The 23,608-nt window shown below is 69.9% G+C and carries 21 protein-coding genes; 11 read left to right on the top strand and 10 right to left on the bottom strand.

Annotated features, from left to right (window positions below; translation table 11 throughout):
• Nucleotides 1-28 precede the first annotated feature (28 nt).
• The 3 genes from E3O42_RS14750 to hemE form a co-directional block, all read right to left on the bottom strand.
• Nucleotides 29-373 carry a hypothetical protein gene (locus E3O42_RS14750; RefSeq protein ID WP_134454656.1) on the bottom strand — a complete coding sequence of 115 codons (345 nt, stop codon included), beginning with the start codon at nucleotides 371-373 and terminating at the stop codon, nucleotides 29-31.
• Between the two features lie 89 nt (nucleotides 374-462).
• Nucleotides 463-1,956, bottom strand: coding sequence for a protoporphyrinogen oxidase (hemG, locus tag E3O42_RS14745; protein WP_134454655.1), 1,494 nt, complete (start codon nucleotides 1,954-1,956; stop codon nucleotides 463-465).
• A gap of 39 nt (nucleotides 1,957-1,995) precedes the next feature.
• Complete coding sequence (gene hemE, locus E3O42_RS14740; protein ID WP_134454678.1) at nucleotides 1,996-3,141, bottom strand: uroporphyrinogen decarboxylase; 1,146 nt, start codon at nucleotides 3,139-3,141, stop codon at nucleotides 1,996-1,998.
• 73 nt (nucleotides 3,142-3,214) lie between these two features.
• Here hemE and E3O42_RS14735 point away from each other — a divergent pair, with 73 nt between their 5' ends.
• On the top strand, nucleotides 3,215-4,630 hold the full coding sequence (locus E3O42_RS14735; protein WP_134454654.1) for a glutamyl-tRNA reductase: 1,416 nt from the start codon (nucleotides 3,215-3,217) through the stop codon (nucleotides 4,628-4,630).
• 9 nt (nucleotides 4,631-4,639) lie between these two features.
• Nucleotides 4,640-5,686: an alcohol dehydrogenase catalytic domain-containing protein gene (locus E3O42_RS14730; protein WP_134454653.1), complete on the top strand. Its 1,047-nt coding sequence runs from the start codon at nucleotides 4,640-4,642 to the stop codon at nucleotides 5,684-5,686.
• A 156-nt stretch (nucleotides 5,687-5,842) separates the two neighbouring features.
• Here E3O42_RS14730 and E3O42_RS14725 read toward each other — a convergent pair whose 3' ends face one another.
• Entirely contained in the window at nucleotides 5,843-7,228 is a 1,386-nt protein-coding gene (locus E3O42_RS14725; RefSeq protein ID WP_134454652.1) for a glycine--tRNA ligase, read from the bottom strand.
• Between the two features lie 207 nt (nucleotides 7,229-7,435).
• Between E3O42_RS14725 and E3O42_RS14720 the strand changes: the two genes are divergently transcribed.
• From E3O42_RS14720 to E3O42_RS14695, 6 genes are all read left to right on the top strand, one after another.
• Nucleotides 7,436-8,281 carry a polysaccharide deacetylase family protein gene (locus tag E3O42_RS14720; protein ID WP_134454651.1) on the top strand — a complete coding sequence of 282 codons (846 nt, stop codon included), beginning with the start codon at nucleotides 7,436-7,438 and terminating at the stop codon, nucleotides 8,279-8,281.
• A 135-nt stretch (nucleotides 8,282-8,416) separates the two neighbouring features.
• A complete protein-coding gene (locus E3O42_RS14715) occupies nucleotides 8,417-10,699 on the top strand; it encodes a carbon starvation CstA family protein (RefSeq protein ID WP_134454650.1) in 2,283 nt (760 codons plus the stop codon).
• Nucleotides 10,699-10,908, top strand: coding sequence for a YbdD/YjiX family protein (locus tag E3O42_RS14710; protein WP_134454649.1), 210 nt, complete (start codon nucleotides 10,699-10,701; stop codon nucleotides 10,906-10,908). Before E3O42_RS14715 ends, E3O42_RS14710 begins: the two co-directional genes overlap by 1 nt.
• 68 nt (nucleotides 10,909-10,976) lie before the next feature.
• A complete protein-coding gene (locus tag E3O42_RS14705) occupies nucleotides 10,977-11,822 on the top strand; it encodes a shikimate 5-dehydrogenase (RefSeq protein WP_134454648.1) in 846 nt (281 codons plus the stop codon).
• A gap of 20 nt (nucleotides 11,823-11,842) precedes the next feature.
• Nucleotides 11,843-12,274: an NUDIX hydrolase gene (locus E3O42_RS14700; protein WP_241984855.1), complete on the top strand. Its 432-nt coding sequence runs from the start codon at nucleotides 11,843-11,845 to the stop codon at nucleotides 12,272-12,274.
• Nucleotides 12,275-12,367: 93 nt separating this feature from the next.
• Nucleotides 12,368-12,949 (top strand): DUF5655 domain-containing protein, encoded by a 582-nt coding sequence (locus E3O42_RS14695; protein WP_134454647.1) that lies wholly within the window; start codon nucleotides 12,368-12,370, stop codon nucleotides 12,947-12,949.
• Here E3O42_RS14695 and E3O42_RS14690 read toward each other — a convergent pair.
• The 4 genes from E3O42_RS14690 to E3O42_RS14675 are packed head-to-tail and all read right to left on the bottom strand — an operon-like array spanning nucleotide 12,921 to nucleotide 16,988.
• Nucleotides 12,921-13,898, bottom strand: a complete 978-nt coding sequence (locus E3O42_RS14690) for a PfkB family carbohydrate kinase (protein WP_134454646.1) — start codon at nucleotides 13,896-13,898, stop codon at nucleotides 12,921-12,923. The two genes, E3O42_RS14695 and E3O42_RS14690, sit on opposite strands and share 29 nt — an antisense overlap.
• On the bottom strand, nucleotides 13,895-14,941 hold the full coding sequence (locus E3O42_RS14685; protein ID WP_241984854.1) for an ADP-ribosylglycohydrolase family protein: 1,047 nt from the start codon (nucleotides 14,939-14,941) through the stop codon (nucleotides 13,895-13,897). Before E3O42_RS14685 ends, E3O42_RS14690 begins: the two co-directional genes overlap by 4 nt.
• On the bottom strand, nucleotides 14,938-15,498 hold the full coding sequence (locus tag E3O42_RS14680) for a cysteine hydrolase family protein (protein WP_134454645.1): 561 nt from the start codon (nucleotides 15,496-15,498) through the stop codon (nucleotides 14,938-14,940). Before E3O42_RS14680 ends, E3O42_RS14685 begins: the two co-directional genes overlap by 4 nt.
• Complete coding sequence (locus E3O42_RS14675; protein ID WP_134454644.1) at nucleotides 15,495-16,988, bottom strand: purine-cytosine permease family protein; 1,494 nt, start codon at nucleotides 16,986-16,988, stop codon at nucleotides 15,495-15,497. Before E3O42_RS14675 ends, E3O42_RS14680 begins: the two co-directional genes overlap by 4 nt.
• Nucleotides 16,989-17,078: 90 nt before the next feature.
• Here E3O42_RS14675 and E3O42_RS14670 point away from each other — a divergent pair, with 90 nt between their 5' ends.
• Complete coding sequence (locus tag E3O42_RS14670) at nucleotides 17,079-17,663, top strand: YdeI/OmpD-associated family protein (protein ID WP_241984853.1); 585 nt, start codon at nucleotides 17,079-17,081, stop codon at nucleotides 17,661-17,663.
• A 54-nt stretch (nucleotides 17,664-17,717) separates the two neighbouring features.
• Here E3O42_RS14670 and E3O42_RS14665 read toward each other — a convergent pair whose 3' ends face one another.
• On the bottom strand, nucleotides 17,718-18,626 hold the full coding sequence (locus E3O42_RS14665; protein WP_134454642.1) for a serine hydrolase: 909 nt from the start codon (nucleotides 18,624-18,626) through the stop codon (nucleotides 17,718-17,720).
• Between the two features lie 82 nt (nucleotides 18,627-18,708).
• Complete coding sequence (locus tag E3O42_RS14660) at nucleotides 18,709-20,673, bottom strand: M13 family metallopeptidase (protein WP_134454641.1); 1,965 nt, start codon at nucleotides 20,671-20,673, stop codon at nucleotides 18,709-18,711.
• Nucleotides 20,674-20,814: 141 nt separating this feature from the next.
• Between E3O42_RS14660 and E3O42_RS14655 the strand changes: the two genes are divergently transcribed.
• Both E3O42_RS14655 and E3O42_RS14650 read left to right on the top strand, forming a co-directional pair.
• Nucleotides 20,815-21,744, top strand: coding sequence for an NADP-dependent oxidoreductase (locus E3O42_RS14655; protein WP_134454640.1), 930 nt, complete (start codon nucleotides 20,815-20,817; stop codon nucleotides 21,742-21,744).
• Between the two features lie 154 nt (nucleotides 21,745-21,898).
• Complete coding sequence (locus E3O42_RS14650) at nucleotides 21,899-23,329, top strand: glycosyltransferase family 2 protein (protein ID WP_134454639.1); 1,431 nt, start codon at nucleotides 21,899-21,901, stop codon at nucleotides 23,327-23,329.
• The last annotated feature ends 279 nt before the right edge of the window (nucleotides 23,330-23,608 follow it).

Here is a 23,608-nt window from a genome sequence, read left to right as displayed (position 1 = left end):
ATCCTTCCTTGGACTGTCGTCGGCGGGACTACTGCGCGGCCGTGGTGTCGTCGGCGGCCTTCGGGGCAGACGCAGCGGCCTTCGTGGCCGCTGTGGCAGCGCCGGACGCGCCGGTCGCCGGAGCACCCTTCTTCTCGGCCTTGCTCGCCACGGCGGAGGCGACCTTCTTGCCCGCTTCGTACAGGGCGCCGGGAACGTCGCCAACGCGCTCGAGGGCGAAGTCCTTGACCTCGTTCACGCGCCTCTGCACGGGCGGCCGGTTCCACAGGTCTGAAGCGGCCGACGCGATCTGGTCGTAGCGCTTACGTCCGGCGCGTGCACCCAGCACGTAGCCGACGAGGCCACCCGTGATGAAAAGAAGCTTTCCCCGCATTGTGACTCCATTCCTATACGTTCATGTATTGCCAGCGTAACCCCCCAGCCCGGGGACGCACATGTGTACGTGGCACAAAACGGTCCTGATCAGAGGTCTAGCACTGCCCGCCTGCCGCGGATACCCGCCGCGAGGGCATCGGGGATCACCGAGGCCAGGCCGGTGCCGGAGAGCCAGCCGCCGGTCACGTCGAGGCCGGGCGTGCCGTCGACGACCTCGCGCACCCGGCGGATGCGCTCCGGCGCGCCGATCGTGGCCGGCGAGAGGCCGTCGGCCCACAGGGTGCGGGCGAAACCGGCCACCTGGGCGTCCGCGAGGTTTACCCCGAGGATGGCGGCGGCATCGTGCACGGCGAGGTGCTGCAGCTCGTCGTCGCTGAGTCCGAGGGTCGGCACCGGGGCGCCGGCGCGTCCGTAGGAGAGCCGCACCACGTGCCGGCCGGGCGGTGTGAGGGCAGCCAGCCAGGCCCACTTGGCGGTGACGTGGGTGATCGCCTTGGCGGTGACGCCTGGGGTGCCCTCGGCCACGAGCGCGCCGGTGCCGCGCGGGTGCGCGTCCAGCGCCGGGGCGTCGAGTACCAGGGTGGCGAGTTCAACGGCGGCCGGTTCCGGCCAGTCGAGTGCGGCGAGGGCGGCGAACTCGGCGCCGAGCGGGGCCAGCAGGACCAGAGCGGCCGCCGCGGGCACGGCGAGGATGATGTGCCGGGCCGAGGCGGTGTTCGGATCGTCGGCTGCGGCGCCGGTCGTGGCATCCGTCGCCGGAAGGAGCGAGACGACCCAGGTGCGGGTCGTGGCCTCTGCGTCGTCGGTCGACCTGACGTCGACCGGCGTGAGGCCGGTCACGGCGGTGTGCGTGCGGATCTCGACGTCGTAGGTGTCGAGGTCGGCGACGAGGGCGTCGACCAGGCGGTGCATGCCGCCGTTCAGCCCCCGAACGGCGGAACCGGCCGGCGCGGCGGTGCGCAGGGCGGTGACGGCGCCGGAGAGCGAGCCGGCTGTGGTGAGGGCGCGGTTGAGGCCGGGGGCCACGACGTCGACCTCGAGGTCGGCGGCCGCGGTGGCGTAGACCCCGCCGGCGACCGGGTTGACCAGGCGTTCGAGCACTTTCGTCCCCATCCGCTTGCCGACGAGCTCGCCGAGGCTCTGCTCGCGGCCGATCTTGAGCACCGGCATCAGCCGGTCGGCGTAGGCGCGGAGGGCGCCGGACCAGCCGATCGCTCGGCGCACGTCATCGGCCAACGGAGACCCGGGAATGCCGAGCACGCCGGCCTTAGGCAGCGGCACCGACACTGGTGCGCCGCCGGGCCGGTGCGCCGGCAGGTGCAGCCAGGCCCCGGCCGGGTTGGGTTCGACGATCTCGTTGGTGAGGCCGAGGCCGGCGATGAAGGCCGCAACCGTGTTGCCGCGCACGGCGAAGCTCTCCGCGCCGGCGTCGAGCTGCAGGCCCGCGACCTCGTGGCCGGCCACGGCGCCGCCGACAGTGTCGGCAGCCTCCAGCACGGCAACGCTGAGCCCGAGGTGGGCGCACTCGCGGGCGGCCACCAGGCCGGCGACACCTCCGCCGATGACCAAGACGTCCTTCATGACCTTGCTTTCTGCCGGCGGCTACCACCGGCACGGGCTCTACTGAGCGGTGGAGGCGTTCGACGTCGTGGTGTGCACGAACTCGACCAGCCGGGTGAGCACGTCGGGGTTCGTCTCCGGCGGCACGCCGTGGCCCAGGTTGAGCACGTGCGACGGCGCCGTGCGGCCGCGCTCGAGCACGTCGAGAACGTGCGCCTCGAGCACCGGCCAGGGCGCGTTGAGCAGGGCCGGGTCGATGTTGCCCTGAACGGGCACGACGCCGCCGAGGCGCCGGCTGGCCTCATCAAGCGGCACCCTGTAGTCCACCCCGACGACGTCGGCGCCGATGCCGTGCATCGCCTTGAGCAGTTCGCCGGTTCCGACGCCGAAGTGCACGACGGGCACATTGCGGCGGATCGACTCCGGATCGGCGGCCGCGTCGGACGCCGGCTCCGAATAGGTGAGGTCGCGCACGTGCGAAATCGCCGCGGTGGACGCCGGGGCGACGAAGCGGGTGTAGTCGTCGAGAGAGAGGGCACCGGCCCAGGAATCGAACAGCTGCGCGGCACTGGCGCCGGCGAGCACCTGGGCGCGGAGGAACCGGCCGGTGACCTCTGCGGTCCAGGCCATCAGCTTGGCCCAGGCCTCAGGGTCGGAATGCATGAGGGTGCGGGCGTGGATGTGGTCCTTGGACGGTCCGCCCTCGACGATGTAGGCGGCGAGGGTGAACGGCGCCCCGGCGAAACCGATCAGCGGTGTCGAGCCCAGCGCGGCGACAGTGAGCGCGACGGCCTCGCTGATGGGGGCCAGCGCGGTGTCGAGCACGGCAGGGTCCAGCGCGGTGAGGCGGTCGACATCCGCCGCGGTGCGCACCGCTCGGGCGAGCACCGGCCCGCGGCCCGCCACGATCTCGACATCGACGCCCACGAGCTTGAGAGGAACGACGATGTCGCTGAACAGGATGCCGGCGTCGACGCCGTGCCGACGGATCGGCTGCAGGGTGATTTCGCTGGCCATCGCGGGGTCCAGGCAGGCGTCGAGCATCTGGGTGCCCACCCGCAGCTCACGGTATTCGGGCAGGGAACGGCCGGCCTGGCGCATAAACCAGACCGGAGTCACGTCTGGCCGGGTGCCCTGGTACGCCCGGACGAGCCGGGAGTCCGCGGTGAGGCCGGAAGAAAGTGGGTGCGTCGTCTCGAGGTTCATCACGTTCGATTCTCCTCTACATCGGCCGGGGGAACGATTCGAGGTGTTGTTGCGCACACCGTAGAATCAAGCGGTGTTGATTTGTTTGTCCGCGAACCACAAGAACTCCAGCTTCGACGTGCTCGAAAAGCTGTCTGTGGGCGCGGATTCAGCGGCGGGCGGGATGCTCACGGGGCACGATGCCCTCAGCGGGGCCGTAGTCGTCGCCACCTGTAACCGCTTCGAGGCCTACCTCGACCTGGACGAACCGTTCGGGGTCTCGCCGCTTCCCGCGGTCTACGCCGCGATCGACGCCGTGAGCGCGAGCACCGGCGTGAGCGCCGCCCTGCTGCGCGACACCCTCGATCTCGTGCACGGCAACGGCGTGGCCGAGCACCTCTTCGCCGTGACCAGCGGGCTCGAATCCGTGGTCGTCGGTGAGGGCGAGATCGCCGGCCAGGTGCGCCGCTCCCTCGAGGAGGCCCGCGCCGCCGGCACCACCAGCCCCGAACTGGAGCGCCTGTTCCAGCGCGCCTCGCAGACCTCCCGCGGTGTGAAGAATCACACCGGCATCGGCGCCGCCGGCCGCTCCCTCGTACGCCTGGCGCTCGAACTGGCTGAGAGCCGGGTCACCGACTGGGCGCACACCCGGGTGCTGCTGGTGGGCACCGGCCGGTACGCCGGCGCCTCGCTGGCGGCCCTGCGCGATCTCGGCGTCACCGATGTGCGGGTCTATTCGCCGTCGGGCCGCGCCGCGAAATTCGCCGTCGCCCACGACATTGCGGCGGTGTCGACGGATGCCGACGCCCTGGCCATCGAGACCGCCCTGGCCGATTTGATCCTCACCTGCACCACCGTCGAACACCACGTCATCGATGCGGGCATCCTCACCGCCGGCCGCGGGCTTGTCGCCACAGCGCATGCCGGTGTCGGAACATCGGTTCCCGGGGCCGAGGCCGGCCCCGTGCGCTCCTGCCCCATCGGCTCCGAGCCCGAGCTTGAAGCCGAGGCCGCCAGACAGCTGGTCATCGACCTCGGCCTGCCGCGCAACGTCGACCCCGACGTCAGCGACGTGCCCGGAGTGGAGCTGCTCGACCTCGAGACCATCCGCATCCACGCACCCCTCGAACAACTGAACGCCACGAGCGAGGCCCGCAAGCTGGTCGGCCGCGCCGCCAGGAAGTTCTCGGCCGTGGCCGAGGAGCAGAGCCTGGCGCCCGCCGTCGTGGCCCTGCGCTCGCATGTCTTCGACATCCTCGACGGCGAAATCGAACGGGCCAGGCGGCGCGGCGACACCAGCGAGCAAACCGAGTCCGCCCTGCGGCACCTCGCCGGGGTGCTGCTGCACACGCCCATGGTGCGCTCCCGGGAGCTGGCCCGTGCCGGCGATCAGGAAGCGTTCCTCGGCGGACTCGACGCCCTGTTCGGCATCGAGGTGACCCTGCCGGACTCCGCAGTGGCAGCCGTCGAGCTGCCCGGGGCGGCCGGCATCTCCGACGCCGCGTCCTGACGTCCCGACATGAAGGCCGTCTGGTTCGATCACTTCGGTGCGCTGCCGGTGCTCCGCGAGGTCGCCGATCCCGAGCCCAGCGCCGCCGGCGTCGTGGTGCGGGTGGAGGCCACCGGGCTCTGCCGCAGCGACTGGCACGGCTGGCTGGGCCATGACGCCGACATCACCCTGCCGCACGTACCGGGCCACGAGCTCGTCGGCGTGATCGACGCCGTCGGCCCCGTGGTCACCCGGTTCACGGTGGGCCAGCGGGTCACGGTACCGTTCGTCTGCGCCTGCGGCGACTGCCCGGAGTGCGCCAGCGGCAACGCCCAGGTCTGTCGTAACCAGACCCAACCCGGCTTCACCCACTGGGGCTCCTACGCCGAGCGGGTGGCGCTGCACCACGCCGACGTCAACCTCATCGCGGTGCCGGACGACCTCGACGCCGGTGCCGCCGCCCTGCTCGGGTGCCGGTTCGCCACGTCATACCGCGGGCTCGTGCACCAGGCGAAGCTCATGGCCGGCGAAACCCTCGTGGTGATCGGCTGCGGCGGGGTGGGCCTCTCCGCGGTGATGATCGGCCAGGCGCTCGGCGCCCGGGTGATCGCCGTGGACATCAGCGTGGACGCCCTGGCCGCGGCCGCGCGGGCCGGTGCCGCCTATACGGTCAACTCCAGCGTCATGACCGACGCCGCGGTGGTGGACCGGCTGCGCCTGCTCTCGGACGGCGGCGCCCAGGTGTCGGTTGAGGCGCTCGGCCGGGAGAACACGGTGGGGATCGCCATCCGCTCGCTGGCCACCCGCGGCCGGCACGTGCAGATCGGCCTGCTCGCCAAGGATCCCGTCGTGCCTCTGGGCGTGGTGATCGGCCGTGAACTGGCCGTGCTCGGCAGCCACGGCATGCCCGCCAGCGACTACCCCGAGCTGATGGCCCTGGTGGCCAGCGGCCGGCTGCGCCCGCAGGACCTGATCAGCACCCGGATCCCGCTGGCGGATGCCCCCGCGGCCCTGGCCGCCATGTCGGCGCCCCTGCCCGCCGCCGGCGTCACCCTGATAGACCTGACCCTGCCCTAGCCACCCCGGCACCCCCGGCGGGCAGGATGCATAACTCCTGCTATTTCTGCCGCACGGGGGCAAAACAGCCGGTTTTGGGCCGGTTTCTAAAAAATTGCAGGAGTTATGCTCCCCTGCCGGGTTTGGGATCGGCCGGGGTGCGGATGCGGCGGGCGGTTACGCTCCGCGCAGGCGCACGGCCAGGTACGCGTCGAGCTCGGCCAGGGGCACGCGCTCCTGCGCCATGGTGTCGCGGTCACGCACGGTGACGGCCTGGTCCTCGAGCGAGTCGAAGTCCACCGTGATGCAGTACGGCGTGCCGATCTCGTCCTGGCGGCGGTAGCGGCGCCCGATGGCGCCGGCGTCGTCGAAGTCCACGTTCCAGGACTCGCGCAGACGCGCGGCCAGCGAGCGGGCCATCGGCGAGAGGGCCTCGTTACGGCTCAGCGGCAGCACGGCGGCCTTGATCGGGGCCAGGCGCGGGTCGAGCTTGAGCACGGTGCGCTTGTCGACGCCGCCCTTCGCGTTGGGAACCTCTTCCTCGTTGTACGCATCCACCAGGAACGCCATCAGCGAACGGGTCAGACCGGCCGCGGGCTCGATCACGTAGGGGACCCAACGTTCGTTCTTGGTCTGGTCGAAGTAGGAGAGGTCCTTGCCGGAGGCCTCCGAATGCGTCTTGAGGTCGAAGTCGGTGCGGTTGGCCACACCCTCGAGCTCGCCGAACTCGCTGCCGGAGAAGCCGAAGCGGTACTCGATGTCGACGGTGCGCTTGGAGTAGTGCGAGAGCTTCTCCGCGGGGTGCTCGAACAAGCGCAGGTTGTCGATGTTGATGCCCAGGCCCGTGTACCAGCTCATCCGCTGGTCGATCCAGTACTGGTGCCACTCCTCGTCGGTGCCGGGTTCGACGAAGAATTCCATCTCCATCTGCTCGAACTCGCGGGTGCGGAAGATGAAGTTTCCGGGGGTGATCTCGTTGCGGAAGCTCTTGCCGATCTGGCCGATGCCGAACGGGGGCTTCATGCGTGCGGCCTGCAGGACGTTGGCGAAGTTCACGAAGATCCCCTGCGCGGTTTCGGGGCGCAGGTAGTGCATGCCGGCCTCGTCGTCGACCGGCCCGAGGAAGGTCTTGAGCAGGCCGGAGAACGCGCGCGGCTCGGTCCAGGTGTGCCGGTTGCCGCAGTTGGGGCAGGCGATGCCGTCGATGCCGCCCTCGGGTGGGCGGCCTTTCTTCTCCTCGAACTCCTCCACGAGGTGGTCCTCGCGGAAGCGCTTGTGGCAGCTGGTGCACTCCACGAGCGGGTCGGAGAAGACCTCAACGTGGCCGGAGGCCTCCCAGACCTTGCGCGGCAGGATGACCGAGGAGTCCAGACCCACGACGTCGTCGCGGCTGGTGACCATGAACCGCCACCACTGCTTCTTGATGTTCTCCTTGAGCTCCACACCGAGGGGCCCGTAGTCCCAGGCCGACCGGCTACCGCCGTAGATCTCACCGGCCTGGAAGACGAAGCCGCGGTGGCGGGCGAGGGCGATGACGGAATCAAGACGGGAAAGTGCGGCCACGGTGGCTCCAATGGTCCAAAAGGATGGTCAAAACACCGGGCGCGAGCCCGGGTACGGATTCGTCCATTTTAGCGATGCGGGCGCGGCCCCCGATTACGGGCGTTGTCAGCCGACCGCGGGGACGATAACTTCGACTCGTTCCACTCGCGCTCCGCTCGCTGCGCTGTTCCATCAGCTCCATCGACCGGCTCCGGGGGGAGGACCGCCGTGCGGCAGGACCCAGACCTCACCCGGCGCGCCGTGCTCGCGTCGCTGGGCCTCTCTCTCGCCCTCGCCGGCTGTGCGGCCGTCACTCCCGCCCCGCGCCCGAGCGCCCCGACCGCGACGATGACGCCTGCTTCCAGCCCTCTTCCCCGGCCGCTGCCCGGCGCTGTACCGCCGCCAGCTCCGCTCGTCCGACCCGCGCCCAGTCTCGTTCGGGTTCCCGTGCCACCAGGCACCCTGTCTGACCTGCCCGGCGAGGGCGCCCTCCTGGCCTGGACCGTCGACGACGGTTCGAGCAGCGAGGTGCTGGCCCGGTACATCCGCTTCGCCGCCGAGACGGGCACCAGGCTCACCTTCTTCGTCACCGGCTGTTACGACGCCTGGACCGACAACGCCGACCAGCTGCGGCCTCTCGTGCAGACCGGCCAGATCCAGCTCGGCAACCACACCTGGTCGCACCCCGACCTCAGCACCCTCTCCGACGCCGACGTCACCGCCGAACTCAGCCGAAACCACGACTTCATCGGCGACACCTACCGGGTGGATGCCCGGCCGTACTTTCGCCCGCCGTACGGTGTGCACGACGACAGGGTGGATGCCCTCGCGGCCGACCTGGGCTACACCGTGCCGACCACCTGGTACGGCTCGCTGGCGGACTCCGGGCTCCTCACCGAACAACAGGTCGTGGACTTCGCGACCACCTGGTTCCTGCCGCAGCACATCGTGATCGGGCACCTCAACTTCGAACCGGTCACGAATGTGTTCCCCCAATTGAGCGGCCTGCTGCACGACCGAGGCCTGAGCACCGTGACCCTCAACGACGTCTTCACCAGCACCGCGCACCCCTGAGCGGGGCCGGCGGGAAGGTCGCACGGGCGACACGCGCGGGACCTTAGGCCCCCGTTCGAGGAGTTCTCGGCTGTTACCGTTGTGTAGTTACCCGGCAATCAGCTGTGAGTTACTCTGCATCTCAAAGGGGAGAATATGGGCGCCACGTCCAAGATTCCGCACGACGCCATCGACGATCCCGACCTCACCCAGGATCCCGCGCTGCCGCCGGTAGCCCTGGACCCAGCCATCCACGAGGCCGAAGAGGCCCACTGGACCCCGGTGAAGATCGCTATCTGGGTGGCCATCGCGCTGCTCGGCGGACTGAGCTGGGTGATGCTCGCCGTCGTGCGCGGCGAGACCGTGAACGCCATCTGGTTCGTCTTCGCCGCGATCTGCACCTACCTGATCGGGTACCGGTTCTACTCCAACTACATCCAGAAACACCTGCTGCGCCCGGATGATCGGCGTGCGACGCCCGCCGAGTACAAGGCAGACGGCAAGGACTACGCCGCAACCGACCGCCGGGTGCTCTTCGGTCACCACTTCGCCGCCATCGCCGGCGCCGGCCCGCTCGTCGGCCCGGTGCTCGCCGCGCAAATGGGCTACCTGCCCGGCACTATCTGGATCATCGTCGGCGTGGTCTTCGCCGGCGCTGTGCAGGACTACCTGGTGCTGTTCTTCTCGATGCGCCGCGGCGGCCGGTCGCTCGGCCAGATGGCCCGCGACGAACTCGGCCGCGTCGGCGGCACCGCCGCCCTCCTCGCCACGCTCACGATCATGGTGATCATCGTCGCCATCCTCGCCCTCGTCGTGGTCAACGCCCTCGCCGAGAGCGCCTGGGGCGTCTTCTCGGTCGGCATGACCATCCCGATCGCCCTGTTCATGGGCTGCTACCTGCGGTTCTTCCGCCCGGGCAAGGTCACCGAGATCTCGATCATCGGTTTCGTGCTGCTCATCGCCGCGATCGTCGGCGGTGGCGCCATCGCCGGAACCGAGTGGGGTGCGGCAATGTTCCACATCGACAAGCTGCCGCTGGCCATCGGAATCATCGTCTACGGCTTCATCGCCGCGATCCTGCCGGTCTGGCTGCTGCTGGCCCCGCGCGACTACCTCTCCACCTTCATGAAGATCGGCACCATCGGCATGCTCGCCGTGGCGATCATCATCGTTCGCCCGGAAATCACCGTTCCCGCCGTCACGGATTTCGCCACCAGCGGCGCCGGTCCCGTGGTCAGCGGCACACTCTTCCCGTTCCTCTTCGTCACCATCGCCTGCGGCGCCTTGTCCGGCTTCCACGCTCTGATCGCTTCCGGCACCACGCCCAAACTGATCGAGAAGGAACGCCAGACCCGGTTCATCGGCTACGGCGGCATGCTGATGGAGTCCTTTGTGGCGATCATGGCGCTCGTCGCCGCCCTGTCGATCGATCAGGGCATCTACTACGCCATGAACGCATCGCCTGCCCTCACCGGCGGCACCGTGCAGGGCGCGGTGGCCTTCGTCAACGGCCTGGGCCTGACCGGCGTGAACCTCACCCCCGACATGCTCACCCAGACCGCTCTCAACGTTGGCGAGGAATCCATCGTGTCGCGCACCGGCGGCGCCCCGACGCTGTCGGTGGGCCTGGCAAACATCATGCAGCAGGTCGCCGGCGGCAGCGGCATGATGGCGTTCTGGTACCACTTCGCGATCATGTTCGAGGCTCTGTTCATCCTCACGGCAGTGGATGCCGGCACCCGCGTCGCCCGGTTCATGCTGCAGGACAGCCTGGGCAACTTCTTCCCGAAGTTCAAGGACACCTCCTGGCGCACCGGCGCCTGGTTGACCACCGGCATCATGGTGGCGGCCTGGGGTGCGGTGCTCGTGATGGGTGTCACCGACCCGCTCGGCGGCATCAACACGCTGTTCCCGCTGTTCGGCATCGCCAACCAGCTGCTCGCCGCGATCGCTCTGGCGGTGTGCATGGCTATCGTGGCCAAGCGAGGCCTGTTCAAGTACCTCTGGATCGTGGCACTGCCGCTCAGCTTCGCGGCCGTCGTGACCATCACGGCCTCGATCCTGAAGATCTTCTCGACCGTGCCGTCGGTGGGTTACTTCGCCCAGAACGCCGCCTTCTCCAATGCCCTCGCCGACGGGGAGACGAGCTTCGGCACGGCCACCTCGGTCGAGGCGATGGAGGCCGTCGTGCGCAACACGATGGTGCAGGGCATCCTGTCGATCATCTTCGTCACGCTCGCGGTCATCGTGATCTTCACCGCGCTGCAGGCCACCTGGAACGCGTGGCGGACCCACTCGAACGCGACCAACGAGGACCTCGCCGTGCCGTCGCGGATCTTCGCACCGGCCGGCCTCAAGGCCACGCCGGCCGAAAAGGCCACCCAGGCGCTGTGGGACGCCCGCCCGAGCACCGGCAAGCGCAAGACGCGCGAGCACTGATGGGCGTGGCCACCGCGGTGCGCTCGGCCGCGGCCGGACTCGCCTGGTATGTCAAGGGCGTCATGGGTGAGGACGCCTACGACAAGTACCGGGCGCACCACGAGTCGGTGCATGGCACGGATGCTGCGGCGCCGGCCATGACCGAACAGGAGTTCTGGCGCGACCAGGCCGACCGGCAGGACACCAACCCTCAGGGCCGGTGCTGCTGAGCGGTACCCCCACTGAGAACTGCGGCCCGCCCGGATGGAAATCCGGGCGGGCCGTAGCATTGGAGGCGATGACGAACTCAACGAAGCCCACACTGACCAAGCCCCCGCTGAACAAGGACACCCGGCTCTGCATCTCGCTGGCCGCGCGGCCGAGCAACTTCGGCACCCGGTTCCACAACTACCTCTACGAGCAGTTCGGGCTGGACTTCGTCTACAAGGCGTTCACCTCGACCGACCTGGCCGGCGCCATCGCCGGGGTGCGTGCGCTCGGCATCCGCGGCTGCTCGGTGTCGATGCCGTTCAAGGAAGACGTCATCGCGCTCGTCGACGAACTCGACGCCTCGGCCACGGCCATCCAGTCGGTGAATACCATCGTCAACGACGACGGCTACCTGCGTGCATACAACACCGACTACATCGCCGCGGCCGACCTGCTGAAGAGCAATAACCTCGACCCGGCCACCCCGTTCCTGCTGCGCGGCTCCGGCGGCATGGCCAAGGCGGTCGCCGCGGCCCTCCGCGACTCCGGCTTCGCCGCGGGCACCATCGTGGCCCGCAACGAGACCCGCGGCCGGGCCCTGGCCGACGAGCTCGGCTACAACTGGCGGGCCGAACCGGGCGACGCCACCGCGCCGCTGCTGGTGAACGTAACGCCGATCGGCATGGCCGGCGGGGCGCAGGCCACCGAATCCGCCTTCACGGCCGCGGCCATATCGGCCTCCGACACCGTCTTCGACGTCGTCGCTCTGCCCGCTGAGACGCCGCTGATCCTCGCGGCCCGCACGATGGGCAAGACCGTGATCACCGGCGCCGAGGTGATCGCCCTGCAGGCCGCCGAACAGTTCGAGCGTTACACCGGCGTGCGACCGACGAACGAGCAGGTGCGGGCAGCCTCGGCCTTCGCCCGCGCGTGAGCGATGCACCGGCGACCGCTGTGAATGACACTGCGGTGCCGGCACCCCCGGCGCACCCCGACATTCTGGTTGCGGCCGTCGCACTGATCCGCGACCGCCGGGTGCTCATGGTCACTGCCCGCGGGCGCGACGTGTGGTTCATGCCCGGCGGCAAGATCGACCCCGGCGAGAGCGAGGCGGATGCCGCCGCCAGGGAAGCCTGGGAAGAGGTGACGGTGCGCCTGGACCCCGCCGCGCTCGAACCGCTGTTCACGGTGCTGATCCAGGCCCACGGCGAACCCGACGGCCGGCTCGTGCGGATGGCCGTGTTCGGTGCCGAAACCCCCGATGACCCGTCGGCGAGCGCCGAGGTGAGCGCCGTGCACTGGGCCACTTCGGCCGACGCCGCACACTGCCCGCCGGCAGGCGTCGAGGTCCTCCGCCTCCTGCACGCAGCGGGACGCATCGACTGACCCGCGAACCGTGAGAAAAGCCCCACGAAATGCGATTTTTCGGGGCTTATCTCACGGCTCGCGGGAGTGCACGAGCGGGCGTACCCTGCCTGCATGACCGACGAGCAGCCGCTGCCCTGGGCCGCTATCCGGCTCTGGGAGATCGGCATATTGCAACAGTCCACCGGCAGCGGCCTCGAGCACTGGCTGGCCCGCATCCAGGAGTTGGACCCGCCCCACGAACGCGCCCTGCGCGAGTGGCTGGTGACCGAGGGGGTCAGCGGCTACTCGCGCGCGCTGCTCGTGCACGAGACGTTCGGCTACCCGGACTCCACGGTGCGGGCCGCCGACGAGCTGATCGACGCCCAGTACGACGACCGCCCGTCGCTGCGGCCGATCCTCGACGCCGTTCTGCTGTACGCCGGTGACCTCGACGATGTGAGTATCCAGACGCGCACCACGCACGTTGCGCTGACCGGGCCGCAGCGCACTTTCGCGGTGGTGCAGCCGACCACCCGGCACCGCGTGGACCTGGGCCTTCGCATCGACATGCCGGAGGTGGCGCCCAGCACCCGGCTGCGACCCGCAACCGAGCTCGGCGCAGACTTCCCCGCCCGGATCCCGCTCACCTCCGCCAGCCAGGTCGACTCCGAGGTGGGTGCCTGGCTCAAACACGCCTACGACGCGACCCTCTAGTCCGCGGCAACGGCTCGCGGGAGCGGAGGAACTCCCGGGCGGATTCGTTCGCTTGGCGAAGCGCCGGGATCGGCGACCGCCCGGCGGCCAGCGCGGCGATGAGGGCACCTGTGTGGGCGTCGCCGGCCCCGTTCGTCGAGATGACGGATGCCGGCACCGCGCTGACGAGGACCGGCGGGCGACCCGAGACGGCGAGAAGGCAACCCGCCGCGCCGAGGCGCACCACCGCGTGTCCCGGCGCGCGAGGCATGTTGCCCTGCCCAGTCGCCGCGGACCGGTCGGAGGCCAGCCGTTCGGCGAGCACGCCGGATGCGGCGGTCGGGTCGGCCTCTCCCGTGAGCAGAATCGCCTCCCTCGCGTTGCAGGTCCACCAGTCGGCGCGGGCGAAGAGGGACCCCCGCACGGCGGGATCGAGCTCGTGGCCGAGCGGACCGGGGTCGACGACGAGGGTGGCCCCGGCCGGCAGCCCGGCGAGCACGGCGAGGATCGCCTGCCCGGTCACCGGGTGCGCGAGGCCGTAGCCCGACAGGAGCACCGCATCCGTGGGGGCAAGCGACAGCCGGGTGAGCATCGCCGGCTCCATCCGCCCTTCCGCACCCGGCAGCGTCACGAAGGTGCGCTCCCCAGTGGGCTCCACGAGCACCAGGCACAGGCCGGTGTCGACCGCCGGCACCGGCTCCACGGCCGTCTCGATGCCGGCCGCGGCGAGAGCGGCGCGGGCCAGGTCCCCGAACGGCCCGGTGCCGGTGGTGCCGGCGTGAATCGTGGGCAGGCCGGCGCGCCGGGCCGCCGCCATGGCCGTATAGCCGCCGCCGGGAACGAGCGCCCCGCCGGAGGCGAACACGTCGCCGCCCTGCTCGGGCAGCGCCGGCACGAACGTGACGAGATCAACAACCACGGTGCCCAGGCTGACCAGCCGGTGGATCGGGCTGGCGCCGGGAGGGGTCATCCGGCCCTCGCCGACCGGCGGAGCACGAGCAGCCCGGCCGCGATCGGTTCGAGGTCGAGGTCGTTCACCCGGCGCACGGTCTCGACCGCGTGCGGCGGAAACCCGTCGACCCCGTGAACGGCTCCGGCCACGGCTCCGGCCATCGCGGCGATGGTGTCACTGTCACCGCCGAGCGACGCGGCCGCCAGGCACGCCTGCCACGGGTCGCCCGGGTAGAGCGCGAGCACGGCGAAGGCCGCTGGCACCGACTCCTGGCTGGCCAAGCTGGTGCCGACGAGCTCGTAGACCCACTCGAGTGACTCGGCCGGTCGGCGGGCATCCATCAGGTCGACCGCCCAGCGGATGCGCGCGGCCACCTGGCCGGCCGCGACCCAGTACCCCCGCAGCGCACCGAGCCGGGCGGCTTCGATAGCCACCGCTGTCGACTCGGCCACGGTCGCGCCCTCGAGCGCCGCACTCACGGCGGCCGCGACAGCGGCGGCTCCGGCGATGGCGACCCCGGTGTTGTGGGTGAGCCTGGCGGTCTCCGCCACCCTGTCGACGAGGGCCGGCAGGTCGCCGGTCGGCATCAGGATACCCACGCCGGCCACCCTCATGGCGGCTCCGTTGGTCGCCCCGAACCGGCCGGCCTCTGCCACGGATTCCCCCGCCCGCAGCCGGGCCAGGGCGCCGCGGGTGGACGGGCCGAGCAGGTCCAGCGACCCGGCCGCACGCATCCGGTCCTCCCACTCCTGCAGGGCCGAGGCGAGCCCGGCCGGAGCCAGCCGGCCGCGGCCGGCAACGAGTAGCCGGCCCAACAGCAGCGCCTGGTCGGTGTCGTCGGTGACCGTGCCGGCCGGCAGCCCGGCGGCGATCGGATGGGCGGCGGCGGCGGGTTCGAACCCGGTCACGCCGCCGGGCCCGAACCGGGTCAGCACCTCCGACCGGCTCATCAGCTGGCTGGGCATACCCAGGGCGTCGCCGATGGCCAGGCCGGTGAGCGCTCCGACGGCCCGGTCGAGGATGCCGGATGGCCCAGACACCGCCGCGCCGGCCACCGTCACCTGGCGAGCCCGCGCTCGGCCAGGATCGCCTCGACGGTGGTGATCTCGATCAGCGGTGCGTACAGCGCCATCACGCCGAGGGCGCGTTGGTGGTCGGTGTCGCTGAGGCCGGCGCAGGCGTCCGCCACCACGCGCACCCGCACGCCGTCGTCGGCGGCGGCGAGGGCCGTTGACAGCACGCAGCAATCCGTGGAGACCCCGGCGAGCACGATGTCGCGGGTGTCGCCGAGGGCGGCGCGGGTCGCGGCGTCCCACTTGCCGAAACTGGGCCGGTCGATGAGCACGGCGTCGCCGGGCGGCAGCGCCGGAACCAGGTCGTAGAGAGCGGCATTGGCGGGATCCAGCGCGAACGGCCACTGCTGGTAGTACGGCACCCAGGCGCCCGTCGGCTCGGTCGGCGCGACGAACCTGGTCAGCGCGGTGCGGCCAGGGAAGATCTCACGGAGGCGCACGGCGCCGGCCGCCGCCTCGTCGAACCGCGGTGTGAACCACTCGCTCGCCGGTTCGCCGAAGATGCGTTGCAGGTCGACGAGCACCAACCAGGACCCGGTGCTCATGGGCGGGCCGCGAGGTCCTGCTCCTCGGTCAGGTGGTCACCGTCGGCCAGCGACAGCGCCTCCTGGCGGCGCACGGTGCCCCGGCCGAAGAGCAGGGTGCCGCCGAAGCCGATCACCAGGGCCACCAGCACACCGAGGTTCGCGTACGCCCAGTCGCCCTCGCGGCCGCCCAGGCCGAACGGTTCGAGCAGGTAGCCCTGCCAGGCCAGCCAGCCGGCGAAGCCGTTGGTGACCATGCCCCAGCCGATGGCCGAGCCCAGCGCGATGAGCACGATAGCGAGGACCCGCACGTTGCCGTACCGGCCGGCGGGGTCGAAGAGGTCCTTGGCCGCGTAGCCGGTGCGACGCATCAGCACATCGGCCATGATGATGCCGCACCAGGCTGCGACGGGCACGCCCAGGGTGATCAGGAAGCCCTGGAACGGGCCGAGGAAGTCGGCCGCGAAGAACACCACGTAGATCGAGCCGAGCACCATGAGCACCCCGTCGATGCCGGCGGCCACGAACCGGGGCACCCGCAGGCCGGTGCTGAGCAAGGCCAGGCCGGAGGAGTAGATGTCGAGCACCGCGCCACCGACCAGGCCGAGCACCGCCGTGAGTGCGAAAGGGATGAGGAACCAGACCGGCAGGATGGTGGTCAGCGCGCCGATCGGGTCGATCGCGATGGCCGCGCTGAGTTCGGGTGACGAGCCGGCCAGCAGCAGGCCGAACAGGAGCAGGATGATGGGGGCCAGCGAGGCGCCGAAGGTGGTCCAGCCGACCACGCCGGCGCTGGACGCCGACCGGGGCAGGTATCGGGAGTAGTCGGCGGCCGCGTTCACCCAGCCCAGGCCGAAGCCGGTCATCATGAACACCAGCGCGCCGACTACTTGAGGGGCCCCGCCGGGCGGGATTGCGGCGAGGGTGGCGCCGTCGATCTGGTTGAAGGTGAGCACGATGTAGACCACGGTGAGCACGCCCGTGACGATGGTGATCCACATCTGCAGCTTCATGATGAAGTCGAAGCCGATGATGCCGCCGGCCACGATCAGGGCGGCCACCACGATGAGCGCGACGACCTTGGTCACATCACCGCCCTCCCAACCGAGTTCCCGGAAGACCGTGGCCGTTGCCAGCACGGCCAGCGAGGCGAGCACGGTCTCCCAGCCCACGGTGAGCAGCCAGGAGATCGCCGAGGGGACCCGGTTGCCGTTGACGCCGAAGGCGGCCCGGCTCAGCGTCATGGTGGGCGCGTGCCCGCGCTTGCCGGCCAGGGCGATGAAGCCGCAGAACAGGAAAGACACCACGATGCCCGTCAGGCCCACGAGGGTGGCCTGCCAGAACGAAATGCCGAAGCCGAGCAGGAACGACCCGTAGCTCACCCCGAGCACCGACACATTGGCCGCGAACCACGGCCAGAACAGATCCCGCGGATGCCCCCTGTGCTCGCTCTGGTCGATCGAGTTGATGCCGTTACGCTCCACGCTCAGCGCGGTGGTCTGCTCGCTCATGCGACGAGACTACTCGCGAGCCGTGACCTGGGCACCGAGAACACGCGTTCTTCGGGGTTCAGCTCACGGCTCGCGGGCTATGGTGGCGGCGTGAGCGATGAAGCCGAACGGGTGCACCCCGAGGACCGGGCCGCGTGGCGGGCCTGGCTGGCGGAGAACCACACACAGAGGACCGGAGTGTGGCTGGTCACCTGGCGCCAGGGCTCCGGGATGCCGGTGCTCGGTTATGAGGATGCGGTCCTCGAGGCCCTTGCCGTCGGCTGGGTCGACAGCAAGGGCGGCAAGGTCGACGACAGGCGCACCATGCTCTACTTCGCGCCCCGCCGGCCCGGCAGCTCGTGGTCCAGGCCCAACAAGCAGCGCATCGAGCGGCTCCGCGCCGACGGGCTGATGCGGGACGCCGGTGAGGCAGCCGTGCGCTCCGCCGAGGCCGACGGCTCCTGGACCCGGCTCGACGAGGTCGAGGACCTGATCGTGCCGCCCGACCTGGCCGCGGCCCTGGCCGGCTACGAGGGTGCCCATGCGAACTGGGACGCGTTCCCGCGCTCCCCGCGCCGCGCCATCCTGGAGTGGATCGTGCAGGCGAAGCGCCCCGCAACCCGGTCCGCGCGCATCAGGGAGACGGCAGAGGCGGCCGCGCGCAACGAGCGCGCCCACCAGCGCCGCGAGCCGTGAGAAAAGCCCCGAAAACTCGAGTCTTTCGGGGCTTAGCTCACAGTTCGCGGGGGGTCAGTGCACGTATTCGAGTAGGTCCAGGCCGACCGCGCGCATGCCGTCCAGCACCGAGAGGCGGGAGGAGAGTGTGTGGTCCTCGAAGAAGATCGACACGGCATAGGCGACGCCGGCGCGCGGTCCGCGCAGCACGCCCACCTCGCTGCGCACCCCGTTGTCGGTGCCTGTCGAGTTCACCAGCAGGACCCCGTGGGACGCCGACCGGTGGGCGTGCGGTTCGAAGCCGAACGCGCTGGCCACCATCGACAGGTCGGAGTTCAGCGACAGCCAGCCGAGCACCCGTTCGCTGCCCTCGTCGTCGAGGATCTCGCCGCGTGCCAGGGCCGTGAACAGCCAGGTGAGCTCGCGGGCGCTGCCCACCGACAGATTGGGGGCATCGTCGGGGCCGCGTGAGTCGCGGACGAGGTCGAGCAGGCCGGTGCCGCTCAGGCCGAGGTCCTCGGTGCGACGGCGCACGGCCTCCAGGCCCACGGCGCGCAGCAGCACGTTGGTGGCCAGGTTGTCGTTGGTGGCGCCCACGAGTGCGGCGAGGTCGGCGACGGGCAGCGATGGCACCTGCAGGTGCTGCCAGAGTCCGGAGCCGTCGACCGAGTCGCGCACCGAGCGGTCGAGGATCGTGTACGCACCGAAGTCGGCGTCGCGCAGCCGCGAGGCCACCTCGATCAGCAGCAGCACCGTGCCGATGCCGGCGGTGGGCATGACGACGTGGTCATCGACGGAGAACAGCACCCTGCCGGTGGCCAGGTCGGTCGCCCGCGCGGACACCTGCGCGCCGCCCATGGCGAGCTCACCGAGCGATTGGAAGCCGCGTTCGAAGCTGGACGGCACCGAGGATTCCCGGTGTTTGCCGCCGCGTTGGAGGGCGTGCCTGGACCGGCGTTCGGATTCCTGTGCTGGCGCGACCACTACGGCGTTGTCCTCTGGCTATCGGTACTGCGAAGTCCCCGCGAATACCCTAACCCACGGGTTGCGGGGCCGGACCCGACCGCTACCAGATCGTGACGCGCTTCTCAGGGGCGAGCCACGCGGCATCCGTTTCGGTCACGCCGAACGCCGTGTAGTACTCGTCGATGTTACGCACGATCTGGTTGCAGCGGAACTCGTTGGGCGAGTGCGGGTCGATCGCGAGCAGCCGGACGGCCTCCTCGTCGCGCATCTTCATCTGCCATGCCTGCGCCCAGGAGAGGAAGAACCGCTGCGCACCGGTAAGCCCGTCGATGACGGGCGGCTCGTCGCCCTGGAGGGAGAGCAGGTATGCCTTCCAGGCGATCGAGAGGCCGCCGAGGTCGCCGATGTTCTCACCGATGGTGAGGGCGCCGTTGACGTGGTGGTCGGGCACCTGCGCCGGGTGGAGAGCGTCGTACTGCTCGATGAGCGATGCCGTGCGCTGCTCGAACGCGGCCTTGTCGGCCTCGGTCCACCAGTCGGTGAGCCGGCCGTCGCCGTCGTACTTGGAGCCCTGGTCGTCGAAGCCGTGGCCGATCTCGTGGCCGATGACCGCGCCGATCGCTCCGTAGTTGGCCGCCGCGTCCCGATTCACGTCGAAGAACGGCACCTGCAGGATGGCCGCGGGGAAGACGATCTCGTTGAAGCCCGGGTTGTAATAGGCGTTGATGGTCTGCGGGGTCATGAACCATTCGTCGCGGTCCAGAGGGTTGCCGATTTTTCCCAGCTCGCGGTGGAACTCGAACTCGCCGGTGGCGCGCACGTTCTTGATCAGGTCGCCGGGCTCGATGGCCAGGCTGGAGTAGTCGCGCCACTTCATCGGATAACCGATCTTGGGGGTGAACTTGTCCAGCTTCTCCAGGGCCCTGTCGCGGGTCTCCTGAGTCATCCAGTCCAGGCCCGTGATGCTGCCCCGGTAGGCCTCGACGAGGTGGCCGACGAGCACGTCCATGCTGGTCTTGGCGTCGGGCGAGAAGTGCCGGTCAACGTAGATGCGGCCGACGGCCTCGCCGAGCGCGCCCTCCACAAGCGCGACGCCGCGCTTCCAGCGGGCGCGGATCTGCGGGGTGCCGGTGAGGGTGCGGCCGTAGAAGTCGAAGTTCGCCTCGACGAAGCCGCTCGACAGGCACGAGGCGCTCGAGCGGATGACCTGCCATCGCAGCCAGTCCCGCCAGGCGTCGAGCCGGTCGTCGGTGAGCATCTCGGCCAGGCCGACCACAAAGCTCGGCTGGCGCACGACGACCTCTTCGAAGGCCACGGCCGGGGCATCCAGGCCCTGCAGCCACAGGTCGAGGTCGGCGCCCGCGGCGAGCGCGGAAAGCTGGTCCCAGGTCTTGAGGTTGTAGGTCTTCTCGCTGTCGCGGGTGCGCACGTTGTCCCAGTGGTGGCTGGCGAGTTCGGTTTCCAGGGCGAAGATGCGCCCGGCGCGCGTCGGCGCATCGTCGATGCCGGCAAGAGTGAGCATCCGTTCGACGAAGGAAAGGTAGGCCTCCCGCACACCGGCGAACCTCTCGTCGCGGTAATAAGACTCGTCCGGCAGGCCCAGGCCGGCCTGCTCGACAAAAACCAGGTAGCGCTCTGGGTTGCCCGGGTCGTTGTCGACGAAGAGCTGGAAGGTGCCCGAAACGCCGGCCCGCTCGAGGCGGCCGAGGGTGGCCAGGAACACCGGCACCGAGCTGATTCCGTCCACGGTAGCCAGGTCGGCCGCGAGCGGAGTGGCACCGAGCTGCTCGATGCGTTCCTCGTCCATGAAGCTGGCGTAGAGGTCGCCGAACTTGCGCTCCTCCGTGCCCTCTTCGGCGGTCTGGGCCTCAAGGATGATCGCCCGCACGGCCTTCTCGGCCTCTTCGGCGAGCAGGTAGAACGAGCCCCAGCGGGCCTTGTCGTTAGGGATCTCGGTGCGGGCGATCCACTTGCCGTTCACGTGGCGGAAGAGGTCGTCCTGCGGGCGCACGCCCTGGTCGAGTTCGTCGGTGTCGATTCCGGATGCAGTCGCCTGATCAGTCATCGCCCCAGCCTAAACCTCACTGAGAAGTGGTGGGGGATGCGGTGGGCGTAGGACCATGGGCCGTGGTGGGGGATGTGGTCGGCGTGGGAGCATAAGCACAACGGCGCTCCACACGGGTCGCCCCTGACCCAGGAGATCCCCATGCGCGTCATCACCCTGCCCGAGTTCGGCTCCGCCCTCGAACTGCGCGAGATCGACACCCCCCAGCCTTCCGCGGGAGAGGTGCGCGTGCGCGTGCACGCGGCATCCGTCAACGGGATCGACCTGGCCGTGGCCGCCGGTCACCTCGACGGCCTGATGGAGCACCGGTTCCCGGTGGTGCTGGGCAAGGATTTCGCGGGGATCGTGGATGCCGTCGGCGACGACGTCACGACCTACGCCGTGGGCGACCGGGTCTTCGGCGTCGTCACCAAGGCCTACCTGGGCGATGGCTCGTTCGGCGAGTTCGTGGTCGTGCCCACCGCGACGGGCCTGGCGAAGCTGCCGGACCAGGTCGACTTCGCGCGCGCCGCCGCCCTCGGGCTGGCGGGAACGGCAGCGCAGGCCGCCATGGATGCCGCCGAGCTCACCCCCGGCAGCACCGTGCTGATCGTCGGCGCCACCGGCGGTGTCGGCAACCAGGCCCTGCAGCTCGCCGCCGCGGCCGGTGCCACCGTGATCGCCACCGCCCGCACCGCCCTCGGCATCGCCCAGGTGCGCCTGCTCGGCGCCAGCGAGGTCGTTGACCACACCCAGAACCTCAGCAAGGCCGTACTCGCCGCCCACCCCGACGGCGTCGACGTGGTGCTGCACTTCGCCGGCGACGCGGCCACCGTGCTGCCGGCGCTCCGTGCAGGCGGTCGTCTCGTCTCCACCCTGATCGGCTCGCCCGACCAGCTCGCCAGCGACACCGTGACCGTGGTGCCCATCCACGCCGATCCCACCACCGAGGTGCTGACCCGCCTGGCCGAGAGCCTCGCCGCCGGCCGCACCTCCGTGACCGTGCAGGGCAGCTACGCCCTCGCCGACGTGGCCGAGGCCTTCGACGACTTCGAGTCCGGCGCGCGCGGCAAGCTCGTCATCCTGCCGTAGGACGTGTCGCCGGCGCCCGGGCTGCCGGGCTGCCGGCTGGTCGAGCAGCGCGGTGATCTCCGCCGGCGTGGGTGGGAAACCGCCTGTTGAACTAGGCATTTCAACAGCCACCGTTCCGCACAATCGGCCTCCCCGAGCCGATACGATCTGATGTATGGGGGCACAGGCACCGGGACGATCAGTCGGTCTCGTCATCGCGGGTCTATCCACGAGCGCGGCTGGCCTGTTGTGGTTCATAGTCGCAGCCGGGAATCCGACGGCCGGTGCAGCCCCCTTCCCGTACCTGATCTTCGGTATGCTCCCTATTTTCTACGATCCGAGCGCACCAGCGCTCCGGGCGATCCTCGGGGCCATCGCCCTCGCCGTGCTTTTCGCCGCCGGCATCGCGCTGCTCGAACACCGGGCGACGAACACGTCGCGCCGTTCCTCGAACGCGAGCCGTAACCCGCTCGCGCCGAAAATCGTGATGGCCCGGAACGGGGGTGTTTTCACCGGACCCGTGACGGTGACCGTGCTGATCCCCGCGCACAACGAGGAGCTCTCGCTGCCGGTGACCCTGGCCTCGCTCTTCGCCCAGTCGCACAGGCCGGAGCGAGTGATCGTCGTCGCCGACAACTGCACAGACAACACCATCGCCATCGCCCGCGCGTACGGCGTCGAGGTCTTCGAATCCGTGAACAACAGCAAGAAGAAGGCCGGTGCCCTGAACCAGGTACTCAGTCGGGTGCTGCCGGGACAGCTCGACAACGACGTGATCATGGTCATGGACGCGGACACCGCGCTCGATGATGGGTTCCTCGCCGCGGCCGTCGCCCGTTTCACGAGCGATCGCGCCTTGATGGCGATCGGCGGCCTCTTCTACGGCGAGCCGGGGTTCGGCCTGATCGGTCTGCTCCAGCGCAATGAGTATGTGCGTTACTCCCGGGAACTAGCCCGGCGGCGCGGCCGCGTCTTCGTGCTCACCGGCACGGCTTCGATGTTCCGGCCCTTCGCGTTGCGTTCCGTCGCTGAGAATCGCGCTCTCACCCTCCCGGGCGTCCACGGCGATGTCTACGACACGCACGCGCTCACCGAGGACAACGAGCTCACCATCGCACTGAAATCGCTCGGCGCCCTAATAACCTCCCCCGCACAGTGCACCGTAGTGACTGAGCTGATGCCGACCCTGCCCGCCCTCTGGCAGCAGCGCCTGCGCTGGCAACGCGGCGCCCTGGAGAACATCGGCGCGTACGGTCTAACCCCCGCGACGCTGCGCTACTGGGCACAACAGCTCGGCATCGGCTACAGCGTCATCGCCCTGACCTCGTTCCTGACCTTGATCCTGGTCACCCTGCTCGCCGTGAGCACCTGGGTTTGGTTCCCGTTCTGGCTCGGCCTCGGCTCGATCTTCGTCGCAGAACGCGTCGTCACCGTGTGGGAGGGCGGGTGGCGGGCCCGGTTGCTCGCGCTCACCGTGTTCCCCGAACTCTGTTTCGACATGTTCCTGAACGTGGTCTACGTCAAGGGCATCATCGACATCACCCTCGGTCGGCAGGCCAACTGGGAACATGCGAACGCGAAGAGCCCTAAGGTGAGGGCCGCCTGATCCCGATGCCACCGCTCCTCACGTTGCTCCCGCTCATTCCGCCCCAGTCGGTGCCGACCGGCATCCTGTTGCCCGATTCGGCCTTGGCCTCGCACTTCTTCGCAGTATTTTCAGCTTTCGTCGGGATCAATACCGTCATCTACGTTGTGCTCGCTGTAGCGAAGATCCTCCCGAAGATCTACCCCACGGATTGGGTCAGGGGGAGGAACCGTCGGTCCACGGCCCGCAGTATCTACGGGGTGGATCCGCCGCCCGGGCTGCCGACACGGCAGTCCCAGG

Origin of the sequence: Cryobacterium adonitolivorans, assembly GCF_004402695.1 — a bacterium.
GTDB classification, from domain to species: Bacteria; Actinomycetota; Actinomycetes; order Actinomycetales; family Microbacteriaceae; genus Cryobacterium; species Cryobacterium adonitolivorans.
This window is presented reverse-complemented; position numbering and strand designations above follow the sequence as displayed.